Source organism: Corynebacterium sp. ACRPO, from assembly GCF_022347205.1.
Classification (GTDB): domain Bacteria; phylum Actinomycetota; class Actinomycetes; order Mycobacteriales; family Mycobacteriaceae; genus Corynebacterium.
This window is the reverse complement of sequence record NZ_JAKRNE010000008.1, coordinates 65,951-91,799: the sequence shown is the minus strand read 5'-3', so window position 1 is coordinate 91,799 and position 25,849 is coordinate 65,951. Positions and strand designations below refer to the sequence as shown.

At 62.7% G+C, this 25,849-nt stretch carries 24 protein-coding genes; 10 read left to right on the top strand and 14 right to left on the bottom strand.

Translation table 11 applies throughout. The features are described from left to right. Window positions 1-32 precede the first annotated feature (32 nt). A complete protein-coding gene (locus MHY22_RS07130) occupies window positions 33-1,244 on the top strand; it encodes a sensor histidine kinase (RefSeq protein WP_239278706.1) in 1,212 nt (403 codons plus the stop codon). Next, window positions 1,241-1,894, top strand: coding sequence for a response regulator transcription factor (locus MHY22_RS11635; protein ID WP_239278705.1), 654 nt, complete (start codon window positions 1,241-1,243; stop codon window positions 1,892-1,894). Before MHY22_RS07130 ends, MHY22_RS11635 begins: the two co-directional genes overlap by 4 nt. Window positions 1,895-1,900: 6 nt before the next feature. Here the strand turns inward: MHY22_RS11635 and MHY22_RS07120 are convergent, their stop codons facing one another. Both MHY22_RS07120 and MHY22_RS07115 read right to left on the bottom strand, forming a co-directional pair. Then, entirely contained in the window at window positions 1,901-2,281 is a 381-nt protein-coding gene (locus MHY22_RS07120; RefSeq protein ID WP_239278704.1) for a hypothetical protein, read from the bottom strand. Continuing rightward, window positions 2,281-4,113, bottom strand: a complete 1,833-nt coding sequence (locus MHY22_RS07115) for a BCCT family transporter (RefSeq protein ID WP_239278713.1) — start codon at window positions 4,111-4,113, stop codon at window positions 2,281-2,283. The genes MHY22_RS07120 and MHY22_RS07115 overlap by 1 nt, the downstream gene beginning before the upstream one ends. 275 nt (window positions 4,114-4,388) lie before the next feature. Between MHY22_RS07115 and MHY22_RS07110 the strand changes: the two genes are divergently transcribed. The 3 genes from MHY22_RS07110 to thpR all read left to right on the top strand — a co-directional run bounded on the left by MHY22_RS07110 (window position 4,389) and on the right by thpR (window position 6,525). Continuing rightward, entirely contained in the window at window positions 4,389-5,771 is a 1,383-nt protein-coding gene (locus tag MHY22_RS07110; protein ID WP_239278703.1) for a YeeE/YedE thiosulfate transporter family protein, read from the top strand. An 85-nt stretch (window positions 5,772-5,856) separates the two neighbouring features. After that, window positions 5,857-5,979, top strand: a complete 123-nt coding sequence (locus tag MHY22_RS11555; protein ID WP_255342548.1) for a hypothetical protein — start codon at window positions 5,857-5,859, stop codon at window positions 5,977-5,979. Between the two features lie 3 nt (window positions 5,980-5,982). Further along, on the top strand, window positions 5,983-6,525 hold the full coding sequence (gene thpR, locus MHY22_RS07105; protein ID WP_239278702.1) for an RNA 2',3'-cyclic phosphodiesterase: 543 nt from the start codon (window positions 5,983-5,985) through the stop codon (window positions 6,523-6,525). Here the strand turns inward: thpR and MHY22_RS07100 are convergent. From MHY22_RS07100 to MHY22_RS07075, 6 genes are all read right to left on the bottom strand, one after another. Further along, entirely contained in the window at window positions 6,522-8,213 is a 1,692-nt protein-coding gene (locus tag MHY22_RS07100; protein ID WP_239278701.1) for an FUSC family protein, read from the bottom strand. The two genes, thpR and MHY22_RS07100, sit on opposite strands and share 4 nt — an antisense overlap. A 67-nt stretch (window positions 8,214-8,280) precedes the next feature. After that, a complete protein-coding gene (locus tag MHY22_RS07095) occupies window positions 8,281-9,735 on the bottom strand; it encodes an ABC transporter ATP-binding protein (protein WP_239278699.1) in 1,455 nt (484 codons plus the stop codon). Then, window positions 9,732-10,553 (bottom strand): ABC transporter permease, encoded by an 822-nt coding sequence (locus tag MHY22_RS07090; protein ID WP_239278698.1) that lies wholly within the window; start codon window positions 10,551-10,553, stop codon window positions 9,732-9,734. The genes MHY22_RS07095 and MHY22_RS07090 overlap by 4 nt, the downstream gene beginning before the upstream one ends. Next, window positions 10,553-11,521, bottom strand: coding sequence for an ABC transporter permease (locus MHY22_RS07085; RefSeq protein ID WP_239278697.1), 969 nt, complete (start codon window positions 11,519-11,521; stop codon window positions 10,553-10,555). Before MHY22_RS07085 ends, MHY22_RS07090 begins: the two co-directional genes overlap by 1 nt. After that, window positions 11,518-13,098: an ABC transporter substrate-binding protein gene (locus tag MHY22_RS07080; RefSeq protein WP_239278696.1), complete on the bottom strand. Its 1,581-nt coding sequence runs from the start codon at window positions 13,096-13,098 to the stop codon at window positions 11,518-11,520. Before MHY22_RS07080 ends, MHY22_RS07085 begins: the two co-directional genes overlap by 4 nt. A 39-nt stretch (window positions 13,099-13,137) precedes the next feature. Next, window positions 13,138-13,902 (bottom strand): GntR family transcriptional regulator, encoded by a 765-nt coding sequence (locus MHY22_RS07075; RefSeq protein ID WP_239278695.1) that lies wholly within the window; start codon window positions 13,900-13,902, stop codon window positions 13,138-13,140. A 202-nt stretch (window positions 13,903-14,104) separates the two neighbouring features. On the opposite strand from MHY22_RS07075, the gene MHY22_RS07070 reads away from it, so the two are divergent. Further along, on the top strand, window positions 14,105-14,641 hold the full coding sequence (locus MHY22_RS07070) for a hypothetical protein (RefSeq protein ID WP_179386845.1): 537 nt from the start codon (window positions 14,105-14,107) through the stop codon (window positions 14,639-14,641). Here MHY22_RS07070 and MHY22_RS07065 read toward each other — a convergent pair. The 4 genes from MHY22_RS07065 to MHY22_RS07050 form a co-directional block, all read right to left on the bottom strand. Further along, window positions 14,638-15,657, bottom strand: a complete 1,020-nt coding sequence (locus tag MHY22_RS07065; RefSeq protein WP_239278694.1) for an LLM class flavin-dependent oxidoreductase — start codon at window positions 15,655-15,657, stop codon at window positions 14,638-14,640. The two genes, MHY22_RS07070 and MHY22_RS07065, sit on opposite strands and share 4 nt — an antisense overlap. Window positions 15,658-15,854: 197 nt before the next feature. Continuing rightward, window positions 15,855-17,255 (bottom strand): branched-chain amino acid transport system II carrier protein, encoded by a 1,401-nt coding sequence (gene brnQ / locus MHY22_RS07060; RefSeq protein WP_239278693.1) that lies wholly within the window; start codon window positions 17,253-17,255, stop codon window positions 15,855-15,857. 202 nt (window positions 17,256-17,457) lie between these two features. Continuing rightward, entirely contained in the window at window positions 17,458-18,588 is a 1,131-nt protein-coding gene (locus tag MHY22_RS07055) for a MalY/PatB family protein (protein ID WP_239278692.1), read from the bottom strand. 52 nt (window positions 18,589-18,640) lie between these two features. Then, window positions 18,641-20,551, bottom strand: a complete 1,911-nt coding sequence (locus MHY22_RS07050) for an ABC transporter ATP-binding protein (protein ID WP_239278691.1) — start codon at window positions 20,549-20,551, stop codon at window positions 18,641-18,643. A gap of 190 nt (window positions 20,552-20,741) precedes the next feature. Here MHY22_RS07050 and MHY22_RS07045 point away from each other — a divergent pair, with 190 nt between their 5' ends. Further along, window positions 20,742-21,290, top strand: a complete 549-nt coding sequence (locus tag MHY22_RS07045; RefSeq protein ID WP_239278689.1) for a hypothetical protein — start codon at window positions 20,742-20,744, stop codon at window positions 21,288-21,290. Continuing rightward, window positions 21,287-21,823: an isopentenyl-diphosphate Delta-isomerase gene (gene idi / locus MHY22_RS07040; protein ID WP_239278688.1), complete on the top strand. Its 537-nt coding sequence runs from the start codon at window positions 21,287-21,289 to the stop codon at window positions 21,821-21,823. The genes MHY22_RS07045 and idi overlap by 4 nt, the downstream gene beginning before the upstream one ends. 13 nt (window positions 21,824-21,836) lie before the next feature. On the opposite strand, the gene MHY22_RS07035 is transcribed toward idi, so the two are convergent. Beyond that, entirely contained in the window at window positions 21,837-23,141 is a 1,305-nt protein-coding gene (locus MHY22_RS07035) for an alpha/beta fold hydrolase (protein ID WP_239278687.1), read from the bottom strand. A 38-nt stretch (window positions 23,142-23,179) separates the two neighbouring features. Here MHY22_RS07035 and MHY22_RS07030 point away from each other — a divergent pair, with 38 nt between their 5' ends. Both MHY22_RS07030 and MHY22_RS07025 read left to right on the top strand, forming a co-directional pair. Beyond that, window positions 23,180-23,395, top strand: coding sequence for a hypothetical protein (locus MHY22_RS07030; protein WP_005324176.1), 216 nt, complete (start codon window positions 23,180-23,182; stop codon window positions 23,393-23,395). After that, window positions 23,388-23,627, top strand: a complete 240-nt coding sequence (locus MHY22_RS07025) for a hypothetical protein (RefSeq protein ID WP_150851274.1) — start codon at window positions 23,388-23,390, stop codon at window positions 23,625-23,627. The genes MHY22_RS07030 and MHY22_RS07025 overlap by 8 nt, the downstream gene beginning before the upstream one ends. A 35-nt stretch (window positions 23,628-23,662) precedes the next feature. Here the strand turns inward: MHY22_RS07025 and malQ are convergent, their stop codons facing one another. After that, on the bottom strand, window positions 23,663-25,786 hold the full coding sequence (gene malQ / locus MHY22_RS07020; protein WP_239278686.1) for a 4-alpha-glucanotransferase: 2,124 nt from the start codon (window positions 25,784-25,786) through the stop codon (window positions 23,663-23,665). Window positions 25,787-25,849 lie beyond the last annotated feature (63 nt).

The following is a 25,849-nucleotide window of genomic DNA, read 5'->3' as shown; positions in this document are numbered from 1 at the left end:
GGGCGGCGGGCCGGCTTAAACTGGTGCGCGTTATGAAGTTATTCCGAAAGTCCGACGCGATGCTGCAGCGCCCGCTGTGGCAAAAGCTCGTCATCGCCGCGGTGGCAGTGATAGGCGATTTTATGGTCGTCGCCGCCCGGTTTAGCGAGACCGATGGCTCGTCCGGACGGCTGTTTATTCTTTTCGGGGTGATGATCGGCACGTGGATCTTATTGCCCTTTGCTCTCCGGCATGCTGCGCGGGAGCGTGACCCGCGCAGCACACAGCCCGGCCCGCGCAGTGCGTTGGTAGCCGCAACCATTATTTCGGCGACGGTGACGATTGCTGAGTTCCGGCCTTCGGTATTTATAGCGGCGTTTTCTGCGGCCTCGCGCCGCAGCCGGTTGTGGATGGCGCTGGTATGCACGGCCATGGTGCTCTCGGAGTTGGTCGATTTTGATATATCTCGAAGCGAAGGGCTTAGTGCGCCCGGGAAGTTGGGATTTTTCTCTGGCATCATCCTCCCAGCAGTAGTGGTTTTAGTTGTCGGGTTGGTTCGCTCGAACCAAAAAGAGCGCACGATTGCGCTGCAGGCGCAGGCGGAGCTCACGCATGAGGAAATGACCACCCGGGAGAATTTTGCGCGGCAGGAAGAACGCGACCGGATCGCGCGGGATATGCACGATACACTCTCGCATCGGCTGAGCATGATTGCGGTCTACGCCGGCGGGTTGGCCTACCGCAAGGACCTAGATCCGGAAGAGACGCGGCAATCCGCGCGCACGATTCGCGATGAAGCCGAGGCCGCCGTGGGGGATCTGCGTGAGGCGCTGCACTCGCTGCGCAGTGAGGGACGTATTGATCCGCGCGAGGGCGTGGAATCTCTGGTGGAGCGTTCCCGCCAGGCGGGCATGAAAGTGGAGGTGCGCTACCAGGCGGGCGCGGGGCCGCAATCGCTGGAGGAGCTGAGCACCATGGCCGGCCACGCGCTCAACCGCGCGGTCCAGGAGGGCCTGACCAACGCCCGCAAGCATGCACCGGGCGAGCCGGTGACCATCACCATCGCCGCGCTTGCCGACGCCCTGTCTATCACCATGTCCAACCCCGTCACCCGGGCCGAGAAGAAGGGGAGTGGGAACAGTGGTGGGTATGGAATCGTCGGCATGCGCGAGCGCGCTAGTGTTGTGGGCGGATCGCTGCAGGTAAACAATGAGGAAGGACGCTTCTCGTGGACGCTGCGCCTGCCCAGGAAGGAAGTACAGTGAGTGAGATTCGTGTGGTGCTCGTCGATGATGAGCCGCTGCTGCGCCATGGCCTGCGCATGATCTTGGAAGGCGCGCCGGGCATCAGCGTCATTGGCGAGGCCGGCAACGGCAAGGAAGGCATCGAGCTTATCTTGGGCGAGGAACCGGATGTGGTGCTGATGGATATCCGCATGCCGGTCATGGACGGCATTGAGGCAACGGCGCAGCTGCATTCGCTCGCCGGCGCGCGTGATATCCCGGTGGTGATGCTCACTGCCTTTGATACCGACGAATTCATTCTGCACGCCCTGCGCGCTGGGGCGGTGGGATTCTTGTTGAAGACGACGGCGCCGGAGGCGCTGGTGGCGTCGGTAAGAGCGGCGTCCCAAGGCCAGCAACAGCTTAGCCCGAAGGTGCTAGAAAACCTGGTGGGGCTGGCGGCCACACCAACGCCGCCGGAACAGGAAATGATTCAGCCCAGCGGGCTAACCGAGCTGAGCGAGCGCGAAAATGAAATTGCCCAGCTGGTGGCCCAGGGGCTGAGCAACGCCGAGATTGCCGAGCAGCTGTTCATCTCCTTGACCACGGTCAAGACGCATATGAAGCACATCCTGGCCAAAATCGATGGCACCAACCGGGTGCATATCGCGATTGCGGTGCTCGGCGGTTAGGCGTGGCTAGGGCCGGCGGAAAATGGCGGAGCCTAGGCCTACCAGCGCGATGACGCCGACGATAAGGGACGCCACCGGCCAGTACTGCGGGAAGTACTTGACCGTGTAGCCGAATACTTGGCCGTCATCGAAGTGCTGCCAGAGCGCGAAGGGCATCCACCACAGCTTGCTCAGCGCCAGGATCGCGCCCACCAGGCCGGCTGCCACCCGCGCGCCACCGCGCAGGAAGAAGCTCGCCGCAACCAGCAGGACGCCCGCAATGGTCAGGGCGAAGAGGAGGGGAGTTTCGGTGCCGAGCGGAGAGCCGCGCAGCAGGAACTCGTGGTCGATTGCGTGTTGCTCGATGAGCGTATAACCATCGAGGACGACGTCGTCTGGAATGCCCATTACTTCTCCTTCTTTTCACCCTCAAAGTCAGGGTGGTTCTTATCGTGCTTGGGGTCGTAGCCGTCGGACCAGACTCCGGTATCGAAGTCGTAGTCGACGTTCTCGCCTTCCTCATCAGTGCGCTGGTACCACTCGGTATAGCGCTCGGCGGAGGAATCGAAATCGTGGCCGGCGCCGCGGTCGCCCTCGGCGTGCTGAACGGTGAACTCGAAGTCATCGCCATGCTCTTCGATACCGCGCATGATCGCGTTATCCATCGCCGTGCGGGCGTAGGTGCGGCGGATAAACATCGGGTCCGAGCGCAGGTCGCGAATGAAGGCCACCATCATGGCCAAAAGCACTAGGCAGAAGGGGAGGGCGGCGAGGATGGTGAGGTTTTGCAGACCCGTTAGCACGTCTTCGCCGCCGGTCAGCAGCATGACAATGGCGATGCCCATCATGCACACGCCCCAGAAGATAACCACGAGTTTATTCGGGGTGGGATCACCCTTGGAAGACATCGTTCCCATCACCACAGAGGCCGAATCCGCCGAGGTGACGAAGAAGACGGCCAGCACCACCAGCAGGATATAGGGCGTGATGGAACCTAAAGGCAGGTCCTGGAACATGGCGAAGAGCACCTGCTCATTAGAGGATTCGCCGTCGAAGCCGGCGATGCCTTCGCGGTTAAAAGAAATCGCGGTGCCGCCAAAGATGGTAAAGGCGAGAATAAGAATGATGGTAGGCGCGAAGACGGTCACGGCTGTGAACTCCCGGATGGTGCGACCGCGGGAGATGCGGGCGACGAAGAGGCCGACGAACGGCGTCCAGGCAATCCACCAGGCCCAGTAGAAGGCGGTCCAGTAGGACTGGAACTCGATGGTCTCATCGCCCCAGGACAATCCCTTGGCCATCATCGGCAGAAGCTGATCGATGTAGGTAACAATGCCGGCCGGGATGAGGTTGAGCAGAAGCAAGGTGGGGCCGACAAGGAAGACGAAGAGCACCAGCCCTAAGGTCAGTGAGATATTGATATTGGAAAGGTAGCGCACGCCGCGCGCCACGCCGGAGACCGCAGAAAGGATAAACGCGCAGCCGAGCACGGCGATAATGATGATGAGCGCGGTATTCGTCATAGGGCCAGCACCACGGATGATGGTGACGCCTTCGCCGATCTGGATGGCGGATAGGCCCAGGGTGGCGGCGGTGCCGAAGAGGGTGGCGATGAGCGCGAGGACGTCGATAAGCTTGCCCACTGGCCCATCCGTATCGCGGGAGCCGAAAAGCGGCTTGAAGATGGAAGAGACCAAAGGCACGCGCCCGCGGCGATAGGAGGAATAGGCAATTGCCGCGCCGACCAGCGCGTAGGCCGCCCAAGGGGATATGCCCCAGTGGTAGTGGGCCTGGGCCATGGATTGGTGCAGGGCCTCGACGGTATTGCCGTCCACCGTGTGCGGCGGCGGCGTGAGGTAGTGCGAGAGCGGCTCGGACGGGCCGTAGAAGAAGATGCCCACGCCGATGCCGGCGCCGAACATCATGGCCACCCAGCTGAAGTAGCTGAACTCGGGCTCCTCGTCATCGGTGCCGAGCTTGATGCGACCCAACCGGGAGCAGCCGATATAGGCCATGGTGACAATGGCCAGCATCATGGTGATATTGAGCAGCCAGCCAGCGTTGGTAATGGCCCAGCCAAAGGCGGAGGAGGAGGCGCTGGCCACGCTATCGGGCATGAGGACGCCCCAGATAATGAAGGCGACGATGAGGATGGCGGTGATGAAAAACAGCGGCTTATCCAGGCCAAACTTATTGCGCTGGTCTTCGACGCTGATGCCGGGCACAAGCCCTGGGTGCATGTTATGGGGGTACAGGCCCACGGCGCTGCCCTTGTCACTTGGTTCAAGGGAGCGCTCATACGCGCGGGCGGATCGAGAGGAGTTCACGAGTTCCTTACACGGCAGAGGTTTGTCCCTGCCTTACTAGACGGTTCTCTTATTGTCCTGCACTGCCGCAAAAACCGCAAATGTAGTGCATAAATGACACACTATGAAACAGGGTTGTGCAGTAGAGATAGACAATTCTGTCTTAGGTGTCGTAGGCTGAAGCCCTTAACTCGATACAAGGAGAAATTGTGATTATTACCGGACTTCTCACCGGCATCGTCTTCGGTGCCGTGCTGCAGCGCGGGCGCTTCTGCGTAACTGGCATGCTGCGCGATATCTTTCTCAACAAGACCTGGCGCGGCTTTACCGCCCTGCTTATCTTGATTTCGGTGCATGCCTTTGGCCTGGCGCTATTGACTGGCGCGGGCGTGCTTTCGCCGGAGATTAGCGATTTCAAGCCGGTAGCCGTCATCGTGGGCGGCTTCATCTTTGGCCTCGGCATCATCTTGTCCGGCGGTTGCGCGTCCGGCACGTGGTACCGCTCGGCCGAGGGCCTGGTCGGCTCGTGGATTGCGCTGCTGTTTTATGGGCTTTCGGCCGCCGCGATGAAATCGGGCCCGCTGGCCGGGGCGAATGATTGGTTCAAGCAGTGGAGCCTCCCGGTCACCACCATCCACGGCGCGCTGCACATCTCACCGTGGATCCTGGTGGCGGTCCTGTGGGTCGTGACCTTCCTGCTGTGGCGCCACTATCGCGCCAAAGACGCCGGCCGACCCAAAGTGGACCTGGGTCAGTCGTGGTACGCCAAGCCGCTGAACATGAACATCGCGGCCGTGCTCGTTGGCATCATTGGCACGGTGGGCTTTGTGCTTTCGGCCAACGCTGGCCGCAACGGCGGCCTCGGCATCACCACGCCGACCGCGGACATCGTTCGCTGGACCGCCACCGGTGATTCCGCGCGCATGAACTGGGGCACCCTGTTGGTCATCGGCCTATTGGTGGGCGCGTTTATCGCTGCAAAGACCGCAGGTGAGTTCCGCGTGCGCGTGCCAGATGCGCAGACCGCGACCCGTGCCATTTGGGGCGGCATCATGATGGGTGTCGGTGCGTCGCTGGCCGGCGGCTGCACCGTGGGCAATGGCATGGTGGAGACCTCCCTGTTTAGCTTCCAAGGCTGGGTATCGCTGTTCTTTATGGCCCTGGGCGTAGGTGCGGGCGCGCGCCTGTGGCTGAAACCCAAGAGTGAGCCGCAGCAGCCGCAGACCTACTCCACCGAGGAATCCGTGGATAACTCGGTGGTCTCCGCCGAGGATAAGGTGCTGCCGAACTTTGCCACTGCCACCGGGGCGGTAGCGCTCAAGACCAAGCCGCAGGCCAAGGACAAGGCCCGCGCGCTGGGCAGCGGGCGCTACGCGCTCGATACCCTTGGCGCGGTGTGCCCGTTCCCGTTGATTGAGGCAAAGCAGGTCATGGCGGAGCTGGAGACTGGCGAGGCTCTTGTTATTGACTTTGACTGCACCCAGGCCACCGAATCCATTCCGCAGTGGGCGGCCGATGAGGGCCATGAGATTCGTGATTTCCACCGCTCGGGCGATGCTGGCTGGCAGGTCACGGTGGTCAAGGGCGGCTAATTACATCATTGTCAGCTACTATGTGGAGGCAGAAGAATCGAGCGTGATTCTTGTGCCTCCTTTGTGGTTTGAAAGAAGTTATCGCATGCCCGAGTTTGATGATAATTCCACCGCTGTTGCGGATATTTTGCATGCCTTCGCCGTTTTTGAGCGCGAGGAAGAACACCTGCTGGACGCGGAACTGCGCCTCAACGTCTATGCCAGCTAGGCCATGATCCGCGTCTTTGCTGCGCTATTGCCCTCGGCCGCCGCGCGCGAGCATTTGGTGCATACGCTGCGGCCCATCCACGCGGCAACTACCAATGAGCTGCGCTGGACGGATCCGGATAATTGGCATGTGACCATGGCGTTTTATGGCGAGCAGCCCAATGATGCCGCGGCGGTGCGCGAGCACTTAGCCCACGCGGTGGCTGGGCGCGCGGCGTTGGATGTGCACTTGAGCGGGGCAGGGAGCTTTGAGCAGCGCACGCTATGGGTGGGCGTCGGCGGGCAGGCGCGCGGTGTGCGGGAGTTGATGGCGGAGTGTCAGCTTGCCGACGTCCCCTTTAGCCATCACCGCCCCCACCTCACCGTCGCGCGTGCCGGCTTGCGGACCCGCGAGCCGTGGGCACTGGCGGATTATGTGCGCGCACTTTCGGTGTATCGGGGACCGGATTTTCGCGCCGACCGCCTGTGCCTGATGCAATCCCACCTCGGTGAGGGCCGTGGTGGGGGCCCACGCTACGAGGTGATGGAGGAGTATCCGCTGTTTTAGGCGGCGCGGGCCGCACGGACTTCGTGCACCAGGGAATCGAGCTCGGCGCGGGTGGCCGTGCGGTCTGGGTGGGTGGTGCAGAAATCTAGCAGGAAGTAACCGGCGTGTTGTACGGCAATGTGCCGTGCCCAGAATTGGCGCACGGTATCGGGGTTATCCACGGCGAGGGACTGGATGGCGCGGCGCTCCGAGAGCAGCTCGTATTGCAGGTCGCGGCGCGCGGACAGTACGGCATCTGGGGTATTAACAAAGAGCAGGCCGAGCAGGGTGGCCATGGACTCCATCGCGCGGACCTGCAGGCGGGCCTGATTGCGCACGGGGGCGCTGCGCTGCCATAGCCACAGCACCGCGGTGGCGACGAGGATGGATAGGACGATCTCGCCGCAGCGAGCCTGGATGGTGGGCCACAGGGGCCGGGTGGCGGAGTTGCCCATGAGGAGGGCAAGTGGGGTGGAGAAGATAACGCAGATGGCGTAGTTCTTGGCCACGAAGATTTCGGCACAGAATTGGCACGCGGCCAGCGCGAGCAGGAGCGTCCAGCCACTGATGCCAAAGTAATGGAGGATAGAAAACAGCAGTACGCCGACGACAGAGCCGAGCATGCGGTGGATGCCGCGGACGGTACCCGGCACATGGTCGGGTCCCCATTGCAGCATGAGGAAAGCAGAGACCACGCCCCAGTCCGGGCGGTCGAAGCCGAGGGTAAGGCCCACCAGCACGATAATGGCCGCGGAGAGGACAATCTTTTGGGTGGTGACCATGGCGTGCGAATCCCGGACCGCGGCGCGATACAAGCGGTAGCGGCCGGTGGGGCGGGTGTGCGGGATGGCGGTGCGATCCGGATCGACGTCGGTGACATTATCGGTGAGCTGATCCGAATCGGCGCCCAAATCCAAGGCGCGATTATGCGCCACGATGGTGTGCTGGGCTGCGAGGGCGCGCTCCACTAGGTGGGCGCCTTGGGGGTCGATGATGCGGCCGCCGCGGATAATGTGGGCGTCGGAAAGCGCCTGCCAGGCAGCAAAGAGCGCGGTCTGCGCCTGGTGGTGGCGGGCCAAAGAATCGTCGCGGTCATCCTTAAAGGCGGCCGTGGCCTTTTCGAGTGCGGCAACCGCGCGGCGCTCGGGGCCGTGGGCGTCAATAAGGGCCGGCGCCATGCCGAGCACGACGCTGGCTACCATGCCGGTCAGCGCCCAAAAGAGCAGCTGGCCCACGGTGACATCGGTGCGCGCAAGCATCACCGAACCGCCGCCGACCATGACCAAGAAGAAGGTGCCCGGTGGCGGCAAGCGCAGGGCATTTTGGGCAAAGCCGCACACGGCGGCCAATGTCGTGGTGTACAGGCCCGCCAGCAGCAGCCACCAATGGCCGTGGCCAGGCGCAAAGATGAGGTGGCCTACCAGCACGCCCACGGCCGCGACGGTAATGAGTGCGGTGCCGGCGGTGAGCATGACGCGCGGGCGGGTGCGATAAGGGTGGCCCTCGCCAAAGATGACGGTGAACGCGCCGGTGGAAATGAGCAGGATGGCGTAGTCGTGGCCGGTCAGCAGCGCGATGGCGCCGGGCAAGAGAATCGCCAAGCCCGCGCGCAGGGCACCAGGCCAGCGCACCGAGGCGCTATTAAACGCGGTGAGCAATTGGGTGGTGCTGGGGCGCTGCGGGATGGGATAGTCAAGCTGGGTGGCCACGGAGCAGCAGGATCCTTTCTCGGCGGAGTTATCTGACCCGACTACCTTACGCCCGAAGCCACCCGCTTTACATGTCGGCAGCCGCGATGAGCCGGCGCGTGTAGTCCGTGCTGGGCGAGGCCCACACGGAGTCGGTCGCTCCGTGCTCGATGAGCCGGCCGCGTTCAAGGACCGCAACGCTCTCGCACAGGTGGCGCACCACCGCGAGATCGTGGGTGACAAAGAGCAGGGTGAGCTTGCGCTTGGCGATGACCCCCGCCAATAACTCCAGCACCTGTGCGCGCACCGACATATCGAGGGCAGAGACGGCTTCATCGGCCAGCAAGATATCCGGCTCGCCGCACAGCGCGCGGGCGATGGAAATGCGTTGGCGCTGGCCGCCGGAGAACTCGTGCGGGAAGCGATCGAGGCTCTCGGATGGCAGCCCGACCTCCTCGAGCGCGGCCGCCGCGCGAGCGCGCTTGTCGGCCTTGCCGGGGTTGCCAGGGATGGCCTCTGCGATGGATTTCCAGATTTTCAGGCGCGGGTTGAGCGAGCCTTGTGGGTCTTGGAAGACCATCTGCACACGACCGCGGACGTCGATGTCACCACTCGTGGGCTGGTCGAGCCCGGCGATGAGTTTGAGCAGGCTGGTCTTGCCTGAACCGGATCCGCCCACGATGCCGAGGCGCTCGCCTTGGCTTACGCGCAGGTCGATGGCGTCGAGCGCGGCGTGTGCGCCGTGGACCTTGCTGACCCCGCGTAGCGTCACCAACGCATCTTCCGCCGTGGCCGGAGAAAGGCTAAGCTCCGGCGGCCGCGAGGAGGCGATGAGCGTGCGGGTATAGGGATGCTCGGGTTGGGCAAGCACGCGCTCGGTGGGGCCGGATTCCACCACCGCGCCCTGGTGCATGACTAGGACGTTGGGGCACATACGGCGAATGACGCCCAGGTCATGGGTGATGAAGACCAGCGCGGTGCCGCGAGCCTTGGTTACGCGCTCGATGACGCGCAACACGCCATCTTGCGTGGTGGCATCCAGCGCGGTGGTTGGTTCATCGCAGATAAGCAGATCGGGGTGGCCGGCCATGGCCATGGCAATGAGCACGCGCTGGCGCTGGCCGCCGGAGAGCTGATGTGGGAATCGGGAGGCAATGTCGGCATCAAGCTCCACCTCTTCGAGAGCGGTTGCGGCATCGCGCACCCCGGCTTGAGCCAGCTGCTTGCCCACGCGCATAAGCGGATCCAGCGCGCTCATCGGTTCTTGGAAGACCATGGCCATGGTTTTCCCGCGCAGGGGGCGGATGCGGGCATCGCGTGCGCCGACTACCTCGTGGCCATCCACGGTGACGGAGCCGCTCGCGCGCACCCCATCGGGTAAAAGCCCCATGATGGATAGCGCAGTGAGCGATTTTCCGGAGCCGGATTCACCAATAATGCCGAGCTTTTCACCGGCCGCGAGCTCGAAGTTAAGCGGTCCCACAAGGGCAGTGGTGGACCCGGGGGCGGTGACGGTCAGGTTATCTACGTGGAGCAGGCTCATCGCGCGGATCCTTTCAGGCGGGGATCGAGGAGGTCACGGAGGGCGTCGCCAAGCAGGTTAAAGCCCAGCACCGTCGCAGCAATGGCCAGCCCCGGCCAGAAGGCCTGCAGGGGAGCGGTGCCCAGCAGCGACTGGGAATCTTGCAGCATCCGGCCCCAAGAGGCCGCCGGTGGGGCGGTGCCTAGACCGAGGTAGGACAGGCCGGCCTCAGCCAGGATGGCGAGGGCGAAGTAGACAGAGGCCTGTACGATGAGCAGGCCCGCAATATTAGGCAGGATATGGCGCCACGCCACCTTCCAGCCGGGAACCGCGGAGATGCGCGCGGAGGAAATAAAGTCCTGCGTGATAACCTGCAGCGTGCCTGAACGCGCCACGCGGGCGAAGGAGGGAATGCCGGCGATGCCGATGGCAACCATGGCAGTCAGCGTCGAAGGGCCCCACACCGCGCCGGCAATAATCGCCAACAACAGCGCGGGGAAGGCAAGCAACAGATCCGCGCCGCGCATCACCAGGGCATCTACCCATGTGCCGCGGCGCATGCCGGCCAGGATGCCCAAGGGCACGCCCACGAGGGCGGCGATGCCCACCGCCACCAGACCGACAAAGACCGTAATCTGGGCGCCCGCCATGATGCGGGAGGCGGTATCGCGCCCGAAGCGGTCCGTACCCAGAAGGTGCTCAGCGCTGGGACCGGCAAGGCGCACATCCGGGTGCGCCAGCGTCGGGTCATAGGGCGTCCACACCAGCGAAAGTAGCGCCACCAGCACCGTGGCGGCAACGAGGAAGACACCCAGCCAGCCAGAACAACGCAGCTTCATTATTTCTCACCTGCCGTGATGCGCGGATCGATGAATCGGTAGGCCACATCCGTTAAGGCATTGACCACCAAGGCGAAGGCAACGAGCAGCATGACCAGGGTTTGCACCGTGGTCAGATCGCGCACCGATACCGCATCCAAGAGCATGGAACCAATGCCGGGGATGACAAAGACGGATTCGATCACCACCGCACCCACGACCATCGTGGTCAGCTGCACGCCGGCCACGGTGAGCACCGGTAGCGCCGCATTGCGCAGGCCATGGCGCTTGAGCGCCTCCCACGGTGACTGGCCGAGCGCACGGGCGGTGCGGATATAGTCTTGATGCAGCACATCAAGCACCGCCGAGCGCACGTAGCGCGTCAGCATCGCACCTTGCACCACGGCCAGCGCAATGACCGGCAAAATAAGGTGGCGGATAAACTCGCCCGCGCCCTGGTTCGGTGGCACCCACCCATTGGCCGGCAGCCAGCCCAGATGGACGGCAAAGATGGCCACCAGAATGATGCCGAGGAGGAAGCTTGGCACCGCAATGCCCAGCTGCGTGCCGGCCGACACCACATCCGCGCCGCGGGTACGGTTGCGCAGCGCCAGCCACATGCCCACCGGGATAGCCCCGGCCAGCGCCAGCAGCATCGCCAGGCCAATCAGGATGAGCGTGACCTGGGCGCGGTCTAGCACCAGCGGCGTAATATCCTGCTGCGAGGACAAAGACTGCCCAAAACTGCCGGTAAATAGGCCCTTTACCCACTCCCAATATTGCGTAAGCAGCGGGCGATCCAGGCCCAACTCAGAGCTGAGCTTGCCGACGGCCTCTTCTGTCGCATTCACCCCCAGCGCCACCCGCGCCGGGTTGCCCGGCACCGCGCGCATGAGCGCAAAAATGATGATGGAGGCTACAAAGAGCGTCAACGCAAAGCGCAGCAGAGGGCGCACGATGGCGCGCCCCGTAGTGCGAAGGGAACTCATCGGGCCTCCTTTTCGGTGTTATCTGCGGCGGTGGTTTTAGCGTCTGCGTCCGCGTCGGCAGAGGTCAGGTCGCGCAGGATGAGCGCGTCAGTGACCTGATCCGGATGCAATCCGCTCACGCCGGCGCGGGTCAGCACGATATTGGGCATATTCATGAGCGTCAGCGCGCCAGCATCCGCCATGATCTGATCCACGGCCTGCGCCATGAGCTTGGGGTAGTCCTTCTCGGGTGCGGAATCGGCTTGGGCCAAAAGCTCACGGGTGCGCGGGGAATCGTAGTTGAGGTAATAGTCCGGATCGCCGAATAGGGTGGGCACATCGCGCGGCTCCACGTGGGAGATGAGCGACATCTGATAGTCCTTGGCGCCCATGACCTGGCCCAACCACACGGCCGGGAACTCGGCGGAGTCCAGCGTCACCTTAAAACCAACCTCAGTAAGCTGCGAGTACAGCAGCTCGGCGACGGTCTGGGCGTAGGGCAGCGTCGGCGTAGTCAGCGTAATTTCGGCGCCTTCCGCGCCGGCCTCCGCGAGCAGCTGGCGGGCCTTATCTGGGGCGTAGTCGTAGTAGTGCTTGTCCTCGAACCACGGATCCGTTGGCGGGATCGGCGCGCCGCCGGTGTCCTTAGCCATCCCATTCCACAAAATGTCATTGGCCGCCGAGCGGTCCACGGCATAGGCCACGGCCTGGCGCACCCGTGGATCGTCGAAAGGCGCGCGGGCATTATTCATGGACAACAGCACCTCACCATTGGTGGTGCCGACCTCGGTAGCGATGCCCTCTTTGACGTCGTCAAGAAGCTCCGGGTTCTGCACGCCCCAGACCACGTCCACGCCGCCGGCCTGCAGCGCATTAACCGAGGAGATGGTATCCGGGAAATAGCGCACCGTGACATCCTGTGCGGCGGGCTTTCCCCAATATCCGTCGCGAACGTGCAGCTCTACGAATTCCGAGGGTGCAAAGCGGGAAACCTCATAGGGGCCAGTTCCCACCGGTTGAGCGGCGAGGTTATCCATGCCGTGTGGCGTCATCATCGCGCCGGTGGCTGTTCCCATGGACCACAGCCAGCCATTCGACGGCTGCTTGAGACGCACCTTAAGCGTGCGATCGTCTACTGCCGTGGCCGTGTCTACCGGATCCATGGCCGCAGAGATGCCGTTGGTCCACTTCTCGCGCACGTAGTTAATGGAAAAGGCGGCGGTCTCAGCGTTAAAGGCATCGCCATTGGAAAAAGTGACGCCCTTGCGCAGGTGGAAAGTATAGGTGCGGGCGTCTTCGCTGATATCCCACGAAGTGGCAAGTCCTGGGGTAATGGAGCCGTCCTCATCGATGCGCACGAGGGTCTCGTACACGTTGTCCATAAGCACGGCGGGGATGGCGGCGCCACCGGTGGTGGTGAAATCCAGCGAGGTGGCGGCCGATGTCGAGGCCACGGTGAGGGAAGACGGTGCGGCGTCGCTGCCTGCCTGGGTGGTATCGACCACCGCGGTATGGCCCGCGGAACACGCCGAGAGGGTTCCTACAGCGGCCGCCATGGCGAGGCTGCCCAGCGCCCTACTGGCGCGAAATCTTCTCATAGAAAGCAGGGTAGCCGGTGGGTTTAGCTGCCGTGAAACTTATGCAAAATTTCCCGGAGTGGGGATAACTTCTAGGGGTGAAACGCCCCCGCGCACGCTATTCATCGCCAGCTTCATGCGGTCCGCGCGGTAGAGGTAGACTGCCAATTCCACGGGTTCGCCGGAGTGGTTGGAAATCTCCATCTGCAGCCGCCACAGCGGGGTACCCGTAGCCACGCCAAGCGCTTCAGCATCCTCGGCATTGGCTTCCTCCAACGTGAGTTCGCGGCGCACATTATCAAAGTCCACGCCGCAATCGCGCAGGTGCACATGAATGGATCCGGCATCCGCATCGAAGTCCAGGATGTGCTTTCCCACCACCATGGGGAAATACATGCGCTCGATGGCAATGGGGTGGTCCTCGGCATAGCGCACGCGGTGGACAAAGACGACATTTTGTTCTGGGTCTACGCGCAAAAAGCGGGTGATGTCTCGCGGCGCGCGGCGGCGAGCCAGCCACAGGGTGTGCTGCTGCGGATCCACGTCATATTCGCTCAGCCAGCTGGAAATGGAGTAAATCGATTCAAACAGCTCTGCCTGGGTGGAGGCCAAAACGGTGGAGCGGCGCCCGCGGCCTGAGGACACTAGCCCTTCGGCCCGCAAAGCTGCAACGGCTTGGCGCACGGGGCCGCGAGAGGAAGAAAACTTCTCGCACAAATCTGCTTCACTAGGCAGGAAATCGCCTGGTTGCAGCACACCGGAGCTGATCTGCTCTCGCAGGTAATCAGCGATCTTCTTATGCTGCTGTTTATCGCGTGGGCTCATTCAACCTTTGTCCTTAGTTTCTCCGGGGCCTTTCCCAGCGGAGCGAAGCACAGTAATGTTATTCCATTTTGCAAAGGCGCGCTAATGCAACAAAGCTACCGAGCATGTGTGCCCCGCCTGGCCGAGGGGAAGGAAAAGGAAAAGGCCACGCGCCGTCCGACCAGCACCGAGATGCTAGGCGAGCACGCTAGGCTATGTGACCGTGGACGAGAGCACCGAAACGATTGAAGTACGCGCGGCTAGCGGCAGCGCGCGCCTGGGCAAGGCGATAGCGGTGGCGGTCATCATCGCCGTCGCGCTGCTGGTTATCGGTGGGGTGCTTATTTACTCGGCGTTGCAGGAACCGGCCGATTCGCGCCTGCATTCCGTTTATCTCATTGCCGCGCTCATGCCCCTAGGCGGGGCGCTGTGCGCCATGCTGGCGGTGGTGGCCTCCGGGCGGCGCCGGGCACGTCCGGTGCTGCGGATCGGCGAGGAGATTTCCTTGCCCCACCAGCGGACCAGTTTCGCCGCCTCTGAGCTAGAGCGCGTGCAGTTCTATTCGCTCGGGCCGGATCAGAATTTCCTTGCCCTGATTCCAGGCGGGGTGCGCGTTTCTACCTTGGACGAGGCCCAACGGTATTCGGCCCGCCTGCCGGAGCAGGCGAACCTGGGCCCGCGGGAACTCGAGGGAAAGCTCCGGGAGCGGTTCCCCGGCGTTCCCATTGACCACTTGGGCCAGGTGCGGGCCGAAGACTAGCTCGGGGTGCCGGCTACGCGTGCCGGATCGAGCTGCCAGCCCTGCGCGAGCAGCTGCATATTCTTGATTACTTCTTCGTGCGAGCTGGACTGCAGAGAGACCATGAGCTCATCGGCCTTGGCGTGCTCTTGGAAGGTATCGAGGTAGGCGGCCACCTCATCGGCGGTGCCGACGGCGGAGTACTTCAGCATGTCGAGGATCTGCTGGCCCTGGTACGAGCCGATGATCTGCTCTACCTGCTCGTCGGTGAGGTGCTTGCCGCGGCCGGCGAAGGCCTTGACGCGGTTGAAGCACACGCGCTCGTATTCTTCCTGTGCCTCTTGGGTGGTATCGGCGGCGGTGACGTTGACGCCGGCGATGACATAGGGCTTGCTAAAGCGCTCGGAGGGCTGGAAGTGCTCGCGGTAGTAGGTGGTGGCCTGCTCGAGGTGCTGCGGGGCGAAGTGGGAGGCAAAGGCATAAGGCAGGCCGAGCTTGGCGGCCAGCGAGGCGCCGAACATGGACGAGCCCAAAATATAGATAGGCACGTTGGTATTCGCGCCTGGAATGGCGCTGACTCCCGGGATATAGGACTTGCCCTCGAGGTAGGAGTTGAGCTCCTTGACGTCCTCGGGGAAGCGCTCGGCAGAGTGGGCGTCGCGGCGCAGCGCGCGGCCCAGGGTATTCATGTCCGTGCCGGGGGCGCGGCCCACGCCCAAGTCAATGCGCTCGGGGTACATCTCCTCCAAGGTGCCGAATTGCTCGGCGATGACATAAGGAGAGTGGTTGGGCAGCATCACGCCGCCGGAGCCCAAGCGGATGCGCTCGGTCTTCGCACCGATGTGGGCGATGAGCACGGCCGGGGAAGAGGACATGATGGACTTCATATTGTGGTGCTCGGTGTACCACATGCGGGAGTAGCCCAGCTTTTCTGCTTCCTGTGCCAATTGCACGGAGCGGGCGATGGACTGTGCTGGAGTTTCGCCCTCATAGATGGTGCAGAAGTCCAAGGCGGAAAGATGCGCGCGTTCGGTCACGGTGGAGGGCCTTCCTTTGCTTCGGTAGATGCTTAATAAGTTCTCTCCTTCCAACGGTACGCGCCGCCCGACTATTCCGGTCGGGGGGCGATACGGCAGTGTGGTGTGGAGAGCGGTAGGCACACAGAAATCTCCCCTCCGCCTCGGCGCTGCGGGGCAACGGAGAGAGGGAGGGGAGTGGAAGAGGCGAAAGGCGATTAGGCCTCTGCGAGGGCCTCAGCCTCGGCCGGTTCTTCCGCTGGTGGGTTGGCGGCGGCGTGCTTCTCGCCGGCCTTGGTGGCGATATCGACAACGAGGCCGATGACTGCCGCGATAGCGGTAGGAACAATCCAGCCCAAGTCCACGGACTGGCCGGGCGCCAGGCTCAAGATGGGATCGAGTGCATCGGCGCCCCAGCCCTGTGCGGCGATGACGGACAGAGCCGACCACAGCACCGATACCCACAGCGCCAGGCGGTAGGTCCAGTAAAAGACGACGGACTTCTTTACCACCGGCTGGATCAGGGTGAGAACGATAAGGGAGATAGCCGGCGGGTACAGGAAAGTAATGAATGGAACCGCGATAGACAGCACCGTATCCAGACCTTGGAAGGCAAAGAGGATGGACAGTGCGGTAAATAGGCAGGCCCAGACGTGGTACTTCACCTTGGGCACAAGCATTTCGAAGAAGGCCGAGGTGGAGGTGATAAGGCCCACCGCGGTGGTCATGCAGGCCAGGATGACGATGGCAGAGAAGACGGCTTGGCCGATGGTGCCCATGGTGAGATTGGCGGCGTCGGCAAGCAGGGGCGCTCCCGACTCATAGGACTGGCCATTAGGAATGGTTTGGCCTACCCACGCCAAGCCAAGGTAGATCGCGGCCAGCAAAGCGCCAGCAACCAGTGCGGCGGTGATGGTGCCGTTAACCAAGGACTTCTTGGTCTTAAAGCCCTTGGAGCGCAAAGAGCCGACAATCACGATGGAAAAGGCCAAGCCGGCAATCGCGTCCATGGTGTTATAGCCCTCGAACAGGCCGGTGACCATGGGGGAAGAAGAATAATCCTCGGTAGGGGTCTGGGGATCGCGGCCGTTGCTAAAAGCGGCCAAAGTGATAAGGACGATCAGCAGCGCTACCAGGGCTGGGGTAAGGAACTTGCCCAAGGTATCGATGATGGTGTTTGGGCTCCAGGCCAGCACTAAAGCGATAAGGAAGAAGATGATATTGAAGATGCCATTGGCCATCGTTCCTTCCCAGCCCAGAAGCGGGGTAATGGCGGTTTCCATGGACACGGCGCCGGTGCGCGGCAGGGCGTAGAAAGCACCGATGGCCAGGTAGGCCATCACGGAAAAGACCAAGCCGAAGAGGGCGCCGCCGTTGGAGCTCAAATCGCGCACGGAGCGGCCAGAAATGGCAACGGCAACAATAGCTAGAACCGGAAGGAGCACGCCGGCGGCCAAGAAGCCGAGGACGGCGGGCCAAAAGTTGGTGCCGGCCGAAACGCCCACCATGGGCGGGAAGATGAGGTTGCCGGCGCCGAAGAACATCGAAAACAGCATCAGCGACGCAATTACGATGGTGGCGCCGGGCTTAGAGGTGCGTGACGCAACTGGGGTAGCCATTGTGGCTCCTTAATTTTCCATGTACAGCTAGTATGCGATGAGGCTCCCGTTCCGCCGAGGGGTGGTGGCGGGGTGGGGATCGTCCTCGCGGTCCGAGGTGGCGGGTCGCGCCTGTTCGTGTAATGAGACATTACTGCCCACATGGTGAGAAATCAAAGTGTGGGGGTGATGCAGGCTACATGGTTGCCCCAGCCGCGCCAGATTAATCGAGAGCCGCGAAGGCACGCTCCATGCGGTCGAGTGCCTCTTCTAAGATCTCGCGTGAGGTAGAGAAATTCAACCGCGCATGGCCCGGGCCGCCGGTGCCAAAGGTATCGCCCTCATTAAGCGCTACCTTCGCATTCTCCCGCAACCACTTGGCCGGCTGCGGGTTGCCGCCGATAGCGGTATCGGCAAAATCCAACCACAGCAGGTAGGTGGCGTCCGGCTTGCTGGTCTTTAAGCCGGGGATGCGCTGAGGCAGCTCCTCCACCAACCAATCGCGGGTCTGCCGCAGGTACGCTATTTCTTCATCGAGGAAGTCGCCGCACTCGCGGTAGGCGGTCTCCGCGGCCAACACACCCAAGGTGCCCGTGCCATCCTTGGCCACGCCTGTAAGGCCATTCCACGTGTGTACATCGGCCGTGTTGGAGAAAATGATCTGCGCGCACTTGAGCCCGGCAATATTAAAAGCCTTAGACGTAGCGGTTACCGTGATGGTGCGCTCCGCGGCCGCCGCGCTAAGCGACGCCACCGGGATATGTCGCCCCTCATAGACCAGCGGGGCATGGATTTCATCGGCCAGGATGCGCGCATCATATTTTTCTGCCAGTTCTACCAGGCCGGTGAGGTAGTCCTCGTCCAAGACGCGGCCGAGCGGATTATAGGGATTGGCCAGCAAAATAGAGCCCGCGCCCGCCTGGAAGGCGCGCTCAATATCGTCGAGCTCCAAGCTGGTCTCGATCTTCTCACGGCCCGCGGTGCGTGGCAGTTCCAAAAGCGGTGGGTAGGAAGGAACCGGCACGACCACGGGCGAGTCCTCACGGGTGAAGTACTGCACGCCGAGCAATAGGCCGCGCACTACATCGCCGATCCAGAAAATATGGTCGGAGTTGGGGCGCCAGCCGTAGCGTGTGTCATAGAAATCGGCCACTGCTTCGCGCAGCCCCGAGGCCTTGGGTGCTGGGGTATAGCCGAAGGTTTCCTTATCCACCATCTCTTCCAGCGCCTTCTTTACGGCGGGCGCGGTGGGGAAATCGGACTCCGCGATCCACAGCGGCAGGACGTCTTCCTCGAAGACGGTCCACTTGCGGGTTCCGCGGGCTTGCAACTCTTCTAGGCTAGGAAACTCCATGGCCATAACCATAACGCGAAGCCCGCGGCCACCCCAGCGCTTTTATGCGCTTTTATTCATCTTCCTTGTCGGCCCACCGGGAGTCCTCCTCCTCGTCTTCGGATTCGGAGGCAGGGCCGGAGACAAAACCATACTTCTTCAACCGGCGGCGGTCCGCGGCCGAGGTGGATTGGGTGAGCTTGAGCAACTCGGCATAAATGCCACCGGATTGCGCCAGCTCGGCCGGCGAGCCCATCTCATCAATGCGGCCGCGATCCAAGGTGATGATGGTATCCACATCCGCAATCGTAGATAGGCGGTGGGCAATAATCAGCGTGGTGCGGTCCTTCATTAGCTCATCCAGGCCGGCCTGCACAGCGCGCTCGGACTTGGTATCCAGCGCCGAGGTGGCCTCATCCAGCACCAGGATGGGCGCGTCCTTGAGCATGGCGCGGGCAACGGAGACGCGCTGCTTCTGCCCGCCGGATAGTTTCAGACCGCGCTCACCAATGACCGTGTCATAGCCGTCCGGGAAGGCTTGGATGAACTCATGGGCATTGGCCCGCTTGGCGACGTCTATGATCTCCTCCTCCGTGGCACCCGGCTTGCCGTAGGCGATATTTTCGCGAATGGTGCCGGAGAAGAGATAAGACTCCTGGAAGACCACGCCCACCGAGGCGCGCAGGCGCGAGGCGGTGAGATCGTCTACTCGGTGCCCCAGCACATCGAGGTGCCCGGCAGATGGATGGTAAAGGCCTAGCAGGAGGTTGACCAACGTGGACTTGCCGCCGCCGGATTCGCCCACGAGCGCCACCTTGTGGCCCTCAGAGGCGGCGAAGGAAATATCCTCCACCACGGGCTTGCCTTCCTCGTAGGCGAAGGAGACATGGTCAAAGGAGAAGACCGGCGCGCCGGGTGTGGGCTCCAGCGGGTGTACCGGGGTGAGATCGAGCTGCGGGGTATGCGAACCGGTGGTGGCGGCAACCAACTCGCGCGGTGCGGTGGGCTCCAACTCTTCTTCCATGACTTTGAAGTAGTCCTTGGAACCGGCGATGGCGCGCTGGGCGGTATCGACAATCCAGCTCATCATAAAGACCGGCTGCTTCGCGCTGGAGACCATCTGCAGCAACATGACCATATCGCCCAAGGAGAAATGCCCCTCGAGCGTGCGCCAGAAAATTACGCCGTAAATGCCGAGGAAGATAACAGCCATGGCCAGGCCGCGGAAGGTATCCATCATGTGCCACCAGCGCGATTGTGGCTTGGTGGTATCGACCACGGTGCGGTAGCGCTGAGCAAAGTGGGAGAGCTCGCGGGTTTCGCTCACGAAAGACTTAGCCACCTTGACCTGGCCGATGACCTCGGCGAAGCGGCCGTTGGCGAGGTCGATATTTTCGTTTTTGACGGCCTCAAATTTCTGCCAGCGCTTCGAGGTCAGCGCGGTAAGCCACATATAGACCGGAAAGAGCAGCGCGAGCAGGATAGCCAGCGGCCAGTAATACCACGCGGTAATGGCCAGCACCGCGAGGGTCTGGATGATCATCGTGAAGAAGTTATTGGCAAAGGACTGCACGAACTGCGTGATATTGGCAATCGAGCGATCCAGCCGGGCGATGATCGTGCCGGTGACCTGGTTATCGTAATAGCCCTGCGGGAGGGCCAGCAGCTTCGCAAAGTAACGCGTGGACAAAATCTCGCGCAGGCGCGAGACCATGACATCGCCGATGTAGCCGCCGATATTGCGGAAGAGGGCATTGGCGGCGTCGGCAAGGAAAAGCGCCACTGCCAGCAACAGCACCGTACGCAGCGCGTCGCTCAGTGGGGCGTCGTTCTGCAGGGCGTCCACGATGGTATCGGTGGCTTCGCGCGTCAAAAACGGCGAGACCAGTGCGACGACTGCGGTGATTGTGGCGGTCAGCAGCACGCCCAGGTAAAAGGGCCACAGGGCGGAGGCACTGCGGGTAATGCGCAAAATGGAATTCATAAGTAGACCACACTCACTTCGAAACGGCGGTTAGTGCGCGGAATTAGGGAAAAGGAGGGAGAGATTTAAGCGACTGCCCAGTATGCCACATGCGGCGTTAACGAGCGTAAATACTTAAGTTCAGGGAGGTTTAGGCTAAGGTACTTGTGCAGAAATACAACAATCTTCACGTGCAAAGGATCCATCCACGGTGAAAATTTCCCACACACTCGGCGCGGGCGTAGTCAGCGTACTTGCCGTGACCCTGACCGGATGTAGCGTTCTCCAGCCGGAAGAAACCGGGCTGGGGGACCATATCACCGTCTCCAGCTCCGAAGAGGCCCCGTACGAGGCCAAGGACACTGACGATAAGGAAGTTACTTCTAATCTGGCCGAGCCGGTGGAGGATAAGGGCCTTGGTGTGAGCTGGGAGTTGCAGGGCGTGTATACCGATAGCAACTCCGGCGGCACCGTAGTGACCATTCTGCTCAAGAACGACAACGACGTGCCCCTGCCTGTCGACGCCTTCGATGACCCCGCCCTGGAGCGCGCCGACGGCAATGGCGGCTGGGCCAAGATCAATTCCTTGCCCTATGACAAGGAGTCCGCTCCGGGCGTAGAACCCCCGGGACTCGATCATCCGCTGGGCGCGGGCGCTTCGGTCAACCTGCAGTACCGCTATGACGTGACGCCTGGCAACCTGTGGAATGCGCGTTTGCACATTGGCAACGTGACCTGGGTAGGAGACCTTAATCTATGACAGAACTTGTAGTCTTGGCCTCTGCCGCAGGTGAACCCATCGGCACCGCTCCCAAGGCCGAAGTTCATACCACCGATACTCCGCTGCACTTTGCCTTCTCTGCCTGGCTGACCTGCGGCGGCAAGGTGTTAGTCACCCGCCGTGCGCTGAGGAAGCGCACTTGGCCCGGCGTGTGGACCAATGCTTTTTGCGGCCACCCTGCACCCGGCGAGGAGACCGCGGATGCGGTGCTGCGCCGCGCTTCCTTTGAGCTGGGCATTGCGCCGGCGGATCTGTCCGCCCCGCGGCTTATTCTGCCGGACTTTTCCTACCGCGCGGTGGATTCCTCCGGCACGGTAGAAAATGAAATCTGCCCGGTATATACCGTTGAGCTTGCTGCCGACGCCACCTGGGAGCCTAACCCCGACGAGGTAGATTCCTACCAATGGGTCGAGCCAGCAAACCTCTTCGCCGCCGCCGATGCCATGCCTGGTGTTTTTAGCCCGTGGATGATTGACGAGCTCGCGGATAGCGCGCTGCGCGCCGCGTTGTAATTTTCGGCGCCCGCTACACCCCAAGCTCGTCGTCGTTATAGAAGGCCGCGGCCACATAGTCCAAGGTGGCATAGGCTAGCCGACGCTCTCCCGTATCCAGGTTGAATTCCAACACCTGGTGGTCATCGCCGTAGCCGGGGAAACCGGGCTCGCCCGTGGTGGCATAGTGGCGCAGCCACTCGTTGAGCTCACCGGCCGGGGAAGCGTCGGCCTCCTCGCCTCCGCTGCCGCCAAAGAGCGGGTCTAACTCGGCGCAGTGCACCGCGGGGGCTTCGGTCCGGGTAAATTCCATCATCCAGGTCGGGCCTGGAGCCTCCTCGGCTACCTGGGCTGTCCAGCGGCGCACGGCGGCATCACCGATGAGGCGGCCCATCGGCCGCTGCGGATCGACGTAGTGCGCCAATTGCTGCCACTGCTTGAAGCGCCCCTGCGAAATCCCAAACTTGGGTGAAAAGTAGCTGGTAATAAAGCCCGCCAGCGCCATCTTGTCAATGCGCTGGGCCGCAGGCATGTTGTAGAACTCATCGCGGGTAGACGTCACCACGATAGGGATATCCGCCAATTCTTCGGCGCGCAGTGGTGCGGGGCCCAAGGCAACGTCGAAGCGGTACTTCTTGCGGAATTTGGCATAGCCCTTGGCCAGTGATTCAGGATCCATCTTTTCCAGCGCCTGGCGCGTGACCGGCACGCCTAGGGCCCGGCGCAGGTCGGTGATGCGATGCTCAAAACGGTCGCGCGGGAATGCCGGCGAGAGCGCCAGCACGCGGCGGAAACCGCCCCGGAAGTGATCGCGGCGTGCGAGCCACAAGCTCATCGCTGCCCCAGCGGATTGGCCTACCAAGGTGATATTGGTCTTATCGCCGCCAAAGGCCTCGATATTGTCCTGTAGCCACTCCAAGGCCAAGAGGCAATCATCGATGCCGCGGTAGCGGTCCGCCTCGTCGCCGTCGAAGCGCGCGAAGCCAGCCAAGCCCACCCGGTAACCCACGTTGACCTGGATTACCCCGTGGCGGGCATTCTTTTCCCCCGACAGGCGTGGATCCTCGTGCGAGCCGTGCTCAAAGCGGCCGCCGTGAATAAAGACCACGACGGGGCACTCGGCGGCGTCGGCAGGCGCGGTAATGCTCAGCGCAATGTCATTTGGGCGCGGCTCGCGGGCATCCTGATCAAAGGCGCCATCCAGCGGCTCGGCAGGCGAGTAGGGGCTGGGGATGGTGCTATAGCGCACCGAGTGGAAGTAGTGCAGGCCATCGCGGCGCACGCCGGTGATCCGGCCGGAGGCGGTGGTGACGGTAACGGGAATCTGGGCGCTCGACATGTCAGCCAGATTACCGCGAGCAAGTAGGATAAGTAGCCATGGAGTGGTTGACGAGCTTGGGCAGCACGCTATCGCAATTGTTGGTGCAGGCGCCCGTGTGGATTCAAATGGTCATCGTGGTGGCCATCGCCGTGCCGCTCATGGTGGTCATAGCGTGGTGCCTGATGTGGGCGGTTGACCGCGTGGCCAATCGGGCCGCCGGAGTGATTTCCCAGCAGCGCAGCCGCAGCACTAAGGTAGACCATCATGGCTGAGGAAAATAACGAGCGCGCGCGGCAGGAGCGCGCCGAGCTGCGCGCTAACCCCCGCGAGGGCCTTTGGGACCCCGAAGCCAAGCGCGCCGGCCAGTCTTCCGCCTCGGCAACTAAGCCCGGCGCCCAGCCGGCAAAGCGCAAGCGCGCCCTGCCCAAATCCCGCGTCTCTCTCACACTGTGGACGATGATCGCGCTGGTCATCGTCGTTGCCCTCATCGGCCTGTGGACCTAGACGCGCCCACTGCGCGCAGAGGCTTAGGCCCAGCGCTAGTCCTTCCTGCTGGTGGCTGCTAAGCGCTGGAAGAATTCCAATCCGGGAAGATCCTCGATAAGCAGGGCAGTGCCGTTGGTATCGCATAGCGGCACGCACCAATTGGGATAAAGCTCGTGCGTGGTGCCCGGCTGATTCTGCGCACGTACATCGCCCACCATGTCCACCAAGCTGGTGCAGGCAAGTGCTGAAGGCGTGCCCGCAATATAGCGGTGCAGCGCCACAGAAATGTCTTCCTCCGCGCCGCGGGAGGCGCGCTCGGCCGGATCCACTAGGTAATCGCGCTGCGGCAAGAGGCCTCGGTCCGCTACCGCGCCCAATACGCGGGCCTGCCACTCAATGTCATCGCGCTGCTCGTCCTCCACCGAGCGGGTCAGCACGCCTAAGCGCGCGCGGAGGGAAATATGATCGCCGCGCAGGTACGCCAAGGTCGGCGGCAGATCGTGGGTATTGACTGAGGACAGCGCCAGCTGGCGATACTTGTCCTGCGGCAGCGGGGAGTAGTCATCATCGTCGCGCTCAAACCACACGATGGAGGTACCCAGCACCGCCTTCTGCGCGAGCACGTCTTGTACCCACGGCTCGACGGTGCCGAGGTCCTCACCGATGACCACCGCACCGGCGCGCTGCGCCTCTAGCGCCAAGATGCCCACCATGGCCTCAAAATCATAGGAGACATAGGTGCCCGTCAGCGGGCTGGCCATGCGCGGGATCCAATACAGACGGAAAAGCCCTAAGATGTGGTCCACGCGCACCCCGCCGGCATGGCGCAGCACGGTGGAGAGCATCTCGCGCCACGGGGCATAGCCCGCGGCGGCCAGGCGCTGCGGGTGCCACGGCGGCTGCGACCAATCCTGGCCCTGCTGGTTATAGTCATCCGGCGGGGCACCCACCGAGCACTGCGGCGCCAAATACTCAGTGAGGTTCACGGCATCGGCGCCGCCCGGGTGCACACCCACGGCAAGATCAGTCACCAGGCCCAGGCGCATGCCGGCATCGAGCGCGCGCTGCTGCGCGGCGGCCAGCTGCTCATCGCACAGGAACTGCAGCCAGGAATAAAAGCGCGTGAGCGTGTCCATGTCCAGGCCTTCGGCATGGCGCTGGCCCGACTGTGCGGCGGCGTCTTGTTGCGCACACCAATATGCGAAATCGCGCAGGCCGCGGCCTTCCTCGCGGGCGTAGCGCACGAAGGCCTCTTCGCGCTCCGGGGAGGGCTGGTAGTTAAAGAGCTCGCGCAGCACCTGCAGCTTGGCCTCAAAAATGGTGTCGCGGTCAATCTCCTCGGCGCTGCGATTGCGCTGGCGAAACTCCTCGGCCAGCTCGCGCACATCATCCTGCAGGTCCTCCGGCAGGAGCTTGAGCTCCGGGATGGATTCGATGTGCAGGTAGAGCGGGTTGATAAAGCGCCGCGTGGTGGGCAGGTACGGCGAGTCCTCCACCGGCGGAAGCGGCTCGGCCGCATGCAGCGGGTTGACCAGCAAGAAATCCGCGTGCGGGGCCAGCGTCTCCGCCAACTGCCCCAGATCCTGGAAATCGCCGATGCCCCAGGAGGACTCCGAGCGCACCGAATACAGCTGCGCCATCACGCCGCTAATGGGGCGCTCCACAAACTCATCGGCCGTGGAAAGGCGCGCCGGGGTAATGATGAGCGGGCAGGCATGCTTGCCGATGCCCCCGGACTCCAATACCAACTCGTGGTACCCCATGGGCAGATCGCCGGGGATGTGGAAGCTCGCCTCGCCCCACAACGTGCCATCAACATTGGCATCCGGGGCGTCATTGGGGTCTTGGTAGACCTCGCGGGTGCCTCCTTCCTCCAACTCAATGTGTACGTTGGCGGCATCGCCCGCGTGCACGTGGACCATGAACCCGCGCTCTTGGCCCTGGGGTGCGACCACGCAGTGGGGGAGGGGCTGGGAGGAGCGGTCCAGGTAGTCGTCGTAAAGCAGCTGCGTTAGCGCCGCATCGTCTGGATTGTCATCGATGGCCACGCCCAAGGCGCGCAGGGTATAGGCAATAGTGTCTTCAGCGACGTGGACGGGGAAACCAGACTGGGAGGTATAGCTGGTGGCCACGCCGTGGCGCTGAGCGAGTTCTTCAAGCAAGTCGCGGGTAGTCACAGGCCACATTGTGCCACGGGGACAACGCGCCTGCTGGGGAACTGATTGGTACAGTAGGCGGAG

Excerpts from the sequence above, each read along its gene's own strand:
- MHY22_RS07095 (WP_239278699.1), bottom strand. The coding sequence starts at position 9,735 with ATGAGCCTGCTCCACGTAGATAACCTGACCGTCACCGCCCCCGGGTCC.
- MHY22_RS07025 (WP_150851274.1), top strand. The coding sequence starts at position 23,388 with ATGGCTGAGGAAAATAACGAGCGCGCGCGGCAGGAGCGCGCCGAGCTG.
- MHY22_RS07115 (WP_239278713.1), bottom strand. The coding sequence starts at position 4,113 with ATGCACCCAGGGCTTGTGCCCGGCATCAGCGTCGAAGACCAGCGCAAT.
- MHY22_RS07055 (WP_239278692.1), bottom strand. The coding sequence starts at position 18,588 with ATGGAGTTTCCTAGCCTAGAAGAGTTGCAAGCCCGCGGAACCCGCAAG.
- MHY22_RS07050 (WP_239278691.1), bottom strand. The coding sequence starts at position 20,551 with ATGAATTCCATTTTGCGCATTACCCGCAGTGCCTCCGCCCTGTGGCCC.
- MHY22_RS07030 (WP_005324176.1), top strand. The coding sequence starts at position 23,180 with ATGGAGTGGTTGACGAGCTTGGGCAGCACGCTATCGCAATTGTTGGTG.
- brnQ (WP_239278693.1), bottom strand. The coding sequence starts at position 17,255 with ATGGCTACCCCAGTTGCGTCACGCACCTCTAAGCCCGGCGCCACCATC.
- MHY22_RS07090 (WP_239278698.1), bottom strand. The coding sequence starts at position 10,553 with ATGAAGCTGCGTTGTTCTGGCTGGCTGGGTGTCTTCCTCGTTGCCGCC.
- MHY22_RS07130 (WP_239278706.1), top strand. The coding sequence starts at position 33 with ATGAAGTTATTCCGAAAGTCCGACGCGATGCTGCAGCGCCCGCTGTGG.
- MHY22_RS07085 (WP_239278697.1), bottom strand. The coding sequence starts at position 11,521 with ATGAGTTCCCTTCGCACTACGGGGCGCGCCATCGTGCGCCCTCTGCTG.
- MHY22_RS11555 (WP_255342548.1), top strand. The coding sequence starts at position 5,857 with ATGCCCGAGTTTGATGATAATTCCACCGCTGTTGCGGATATTTTGCAT.
- thpR (WP_239278702.1), top strand. The coding sequence starts at position 5,983 with ATGATCCGCGTCTTTGCTGCGCTATTGCCCTCGGCCGCCGCGCGCGAG.
- MHY22_RS07080 (WP_239278696.1), bottom strand. The coding sequence starts at position 13,098 with ATGAGAAGATTTCGCGCCAGTAGGGCGCTGGGCAGCCTCGCCATGGCG.
- idi (WP_239278688.1), top strand. The coding sequence starts at position 21,287 with ATGACAGAACTTGTAGTCTTGGCCTCTGCCGCAGGTGAACCCATCGGC.
- MHY22_RS07035 (WP_239278687.1), bottom strand. The coding sequence starts at position 23,141 with ATGTCGAGCGCCCAGATTCCCGTTACCGTCACCACCGCCTCCGGCCGG.
- MHY22_RS07120 (WP_239278704.1), bottom strand. The coding sequence starts at position 2,281 with ATGGGCATTCCAGACGACGTCGTCCTCGATGGTTATACGCTCATCGAG.
- MHY22_RS07075 (WP_239278695.1), bottom strand. The coding sequence starts at position 13,902 with ATGAGCCCACGCGATAAACAGCAGCATAAGAAGATCGCTGATTACCTG.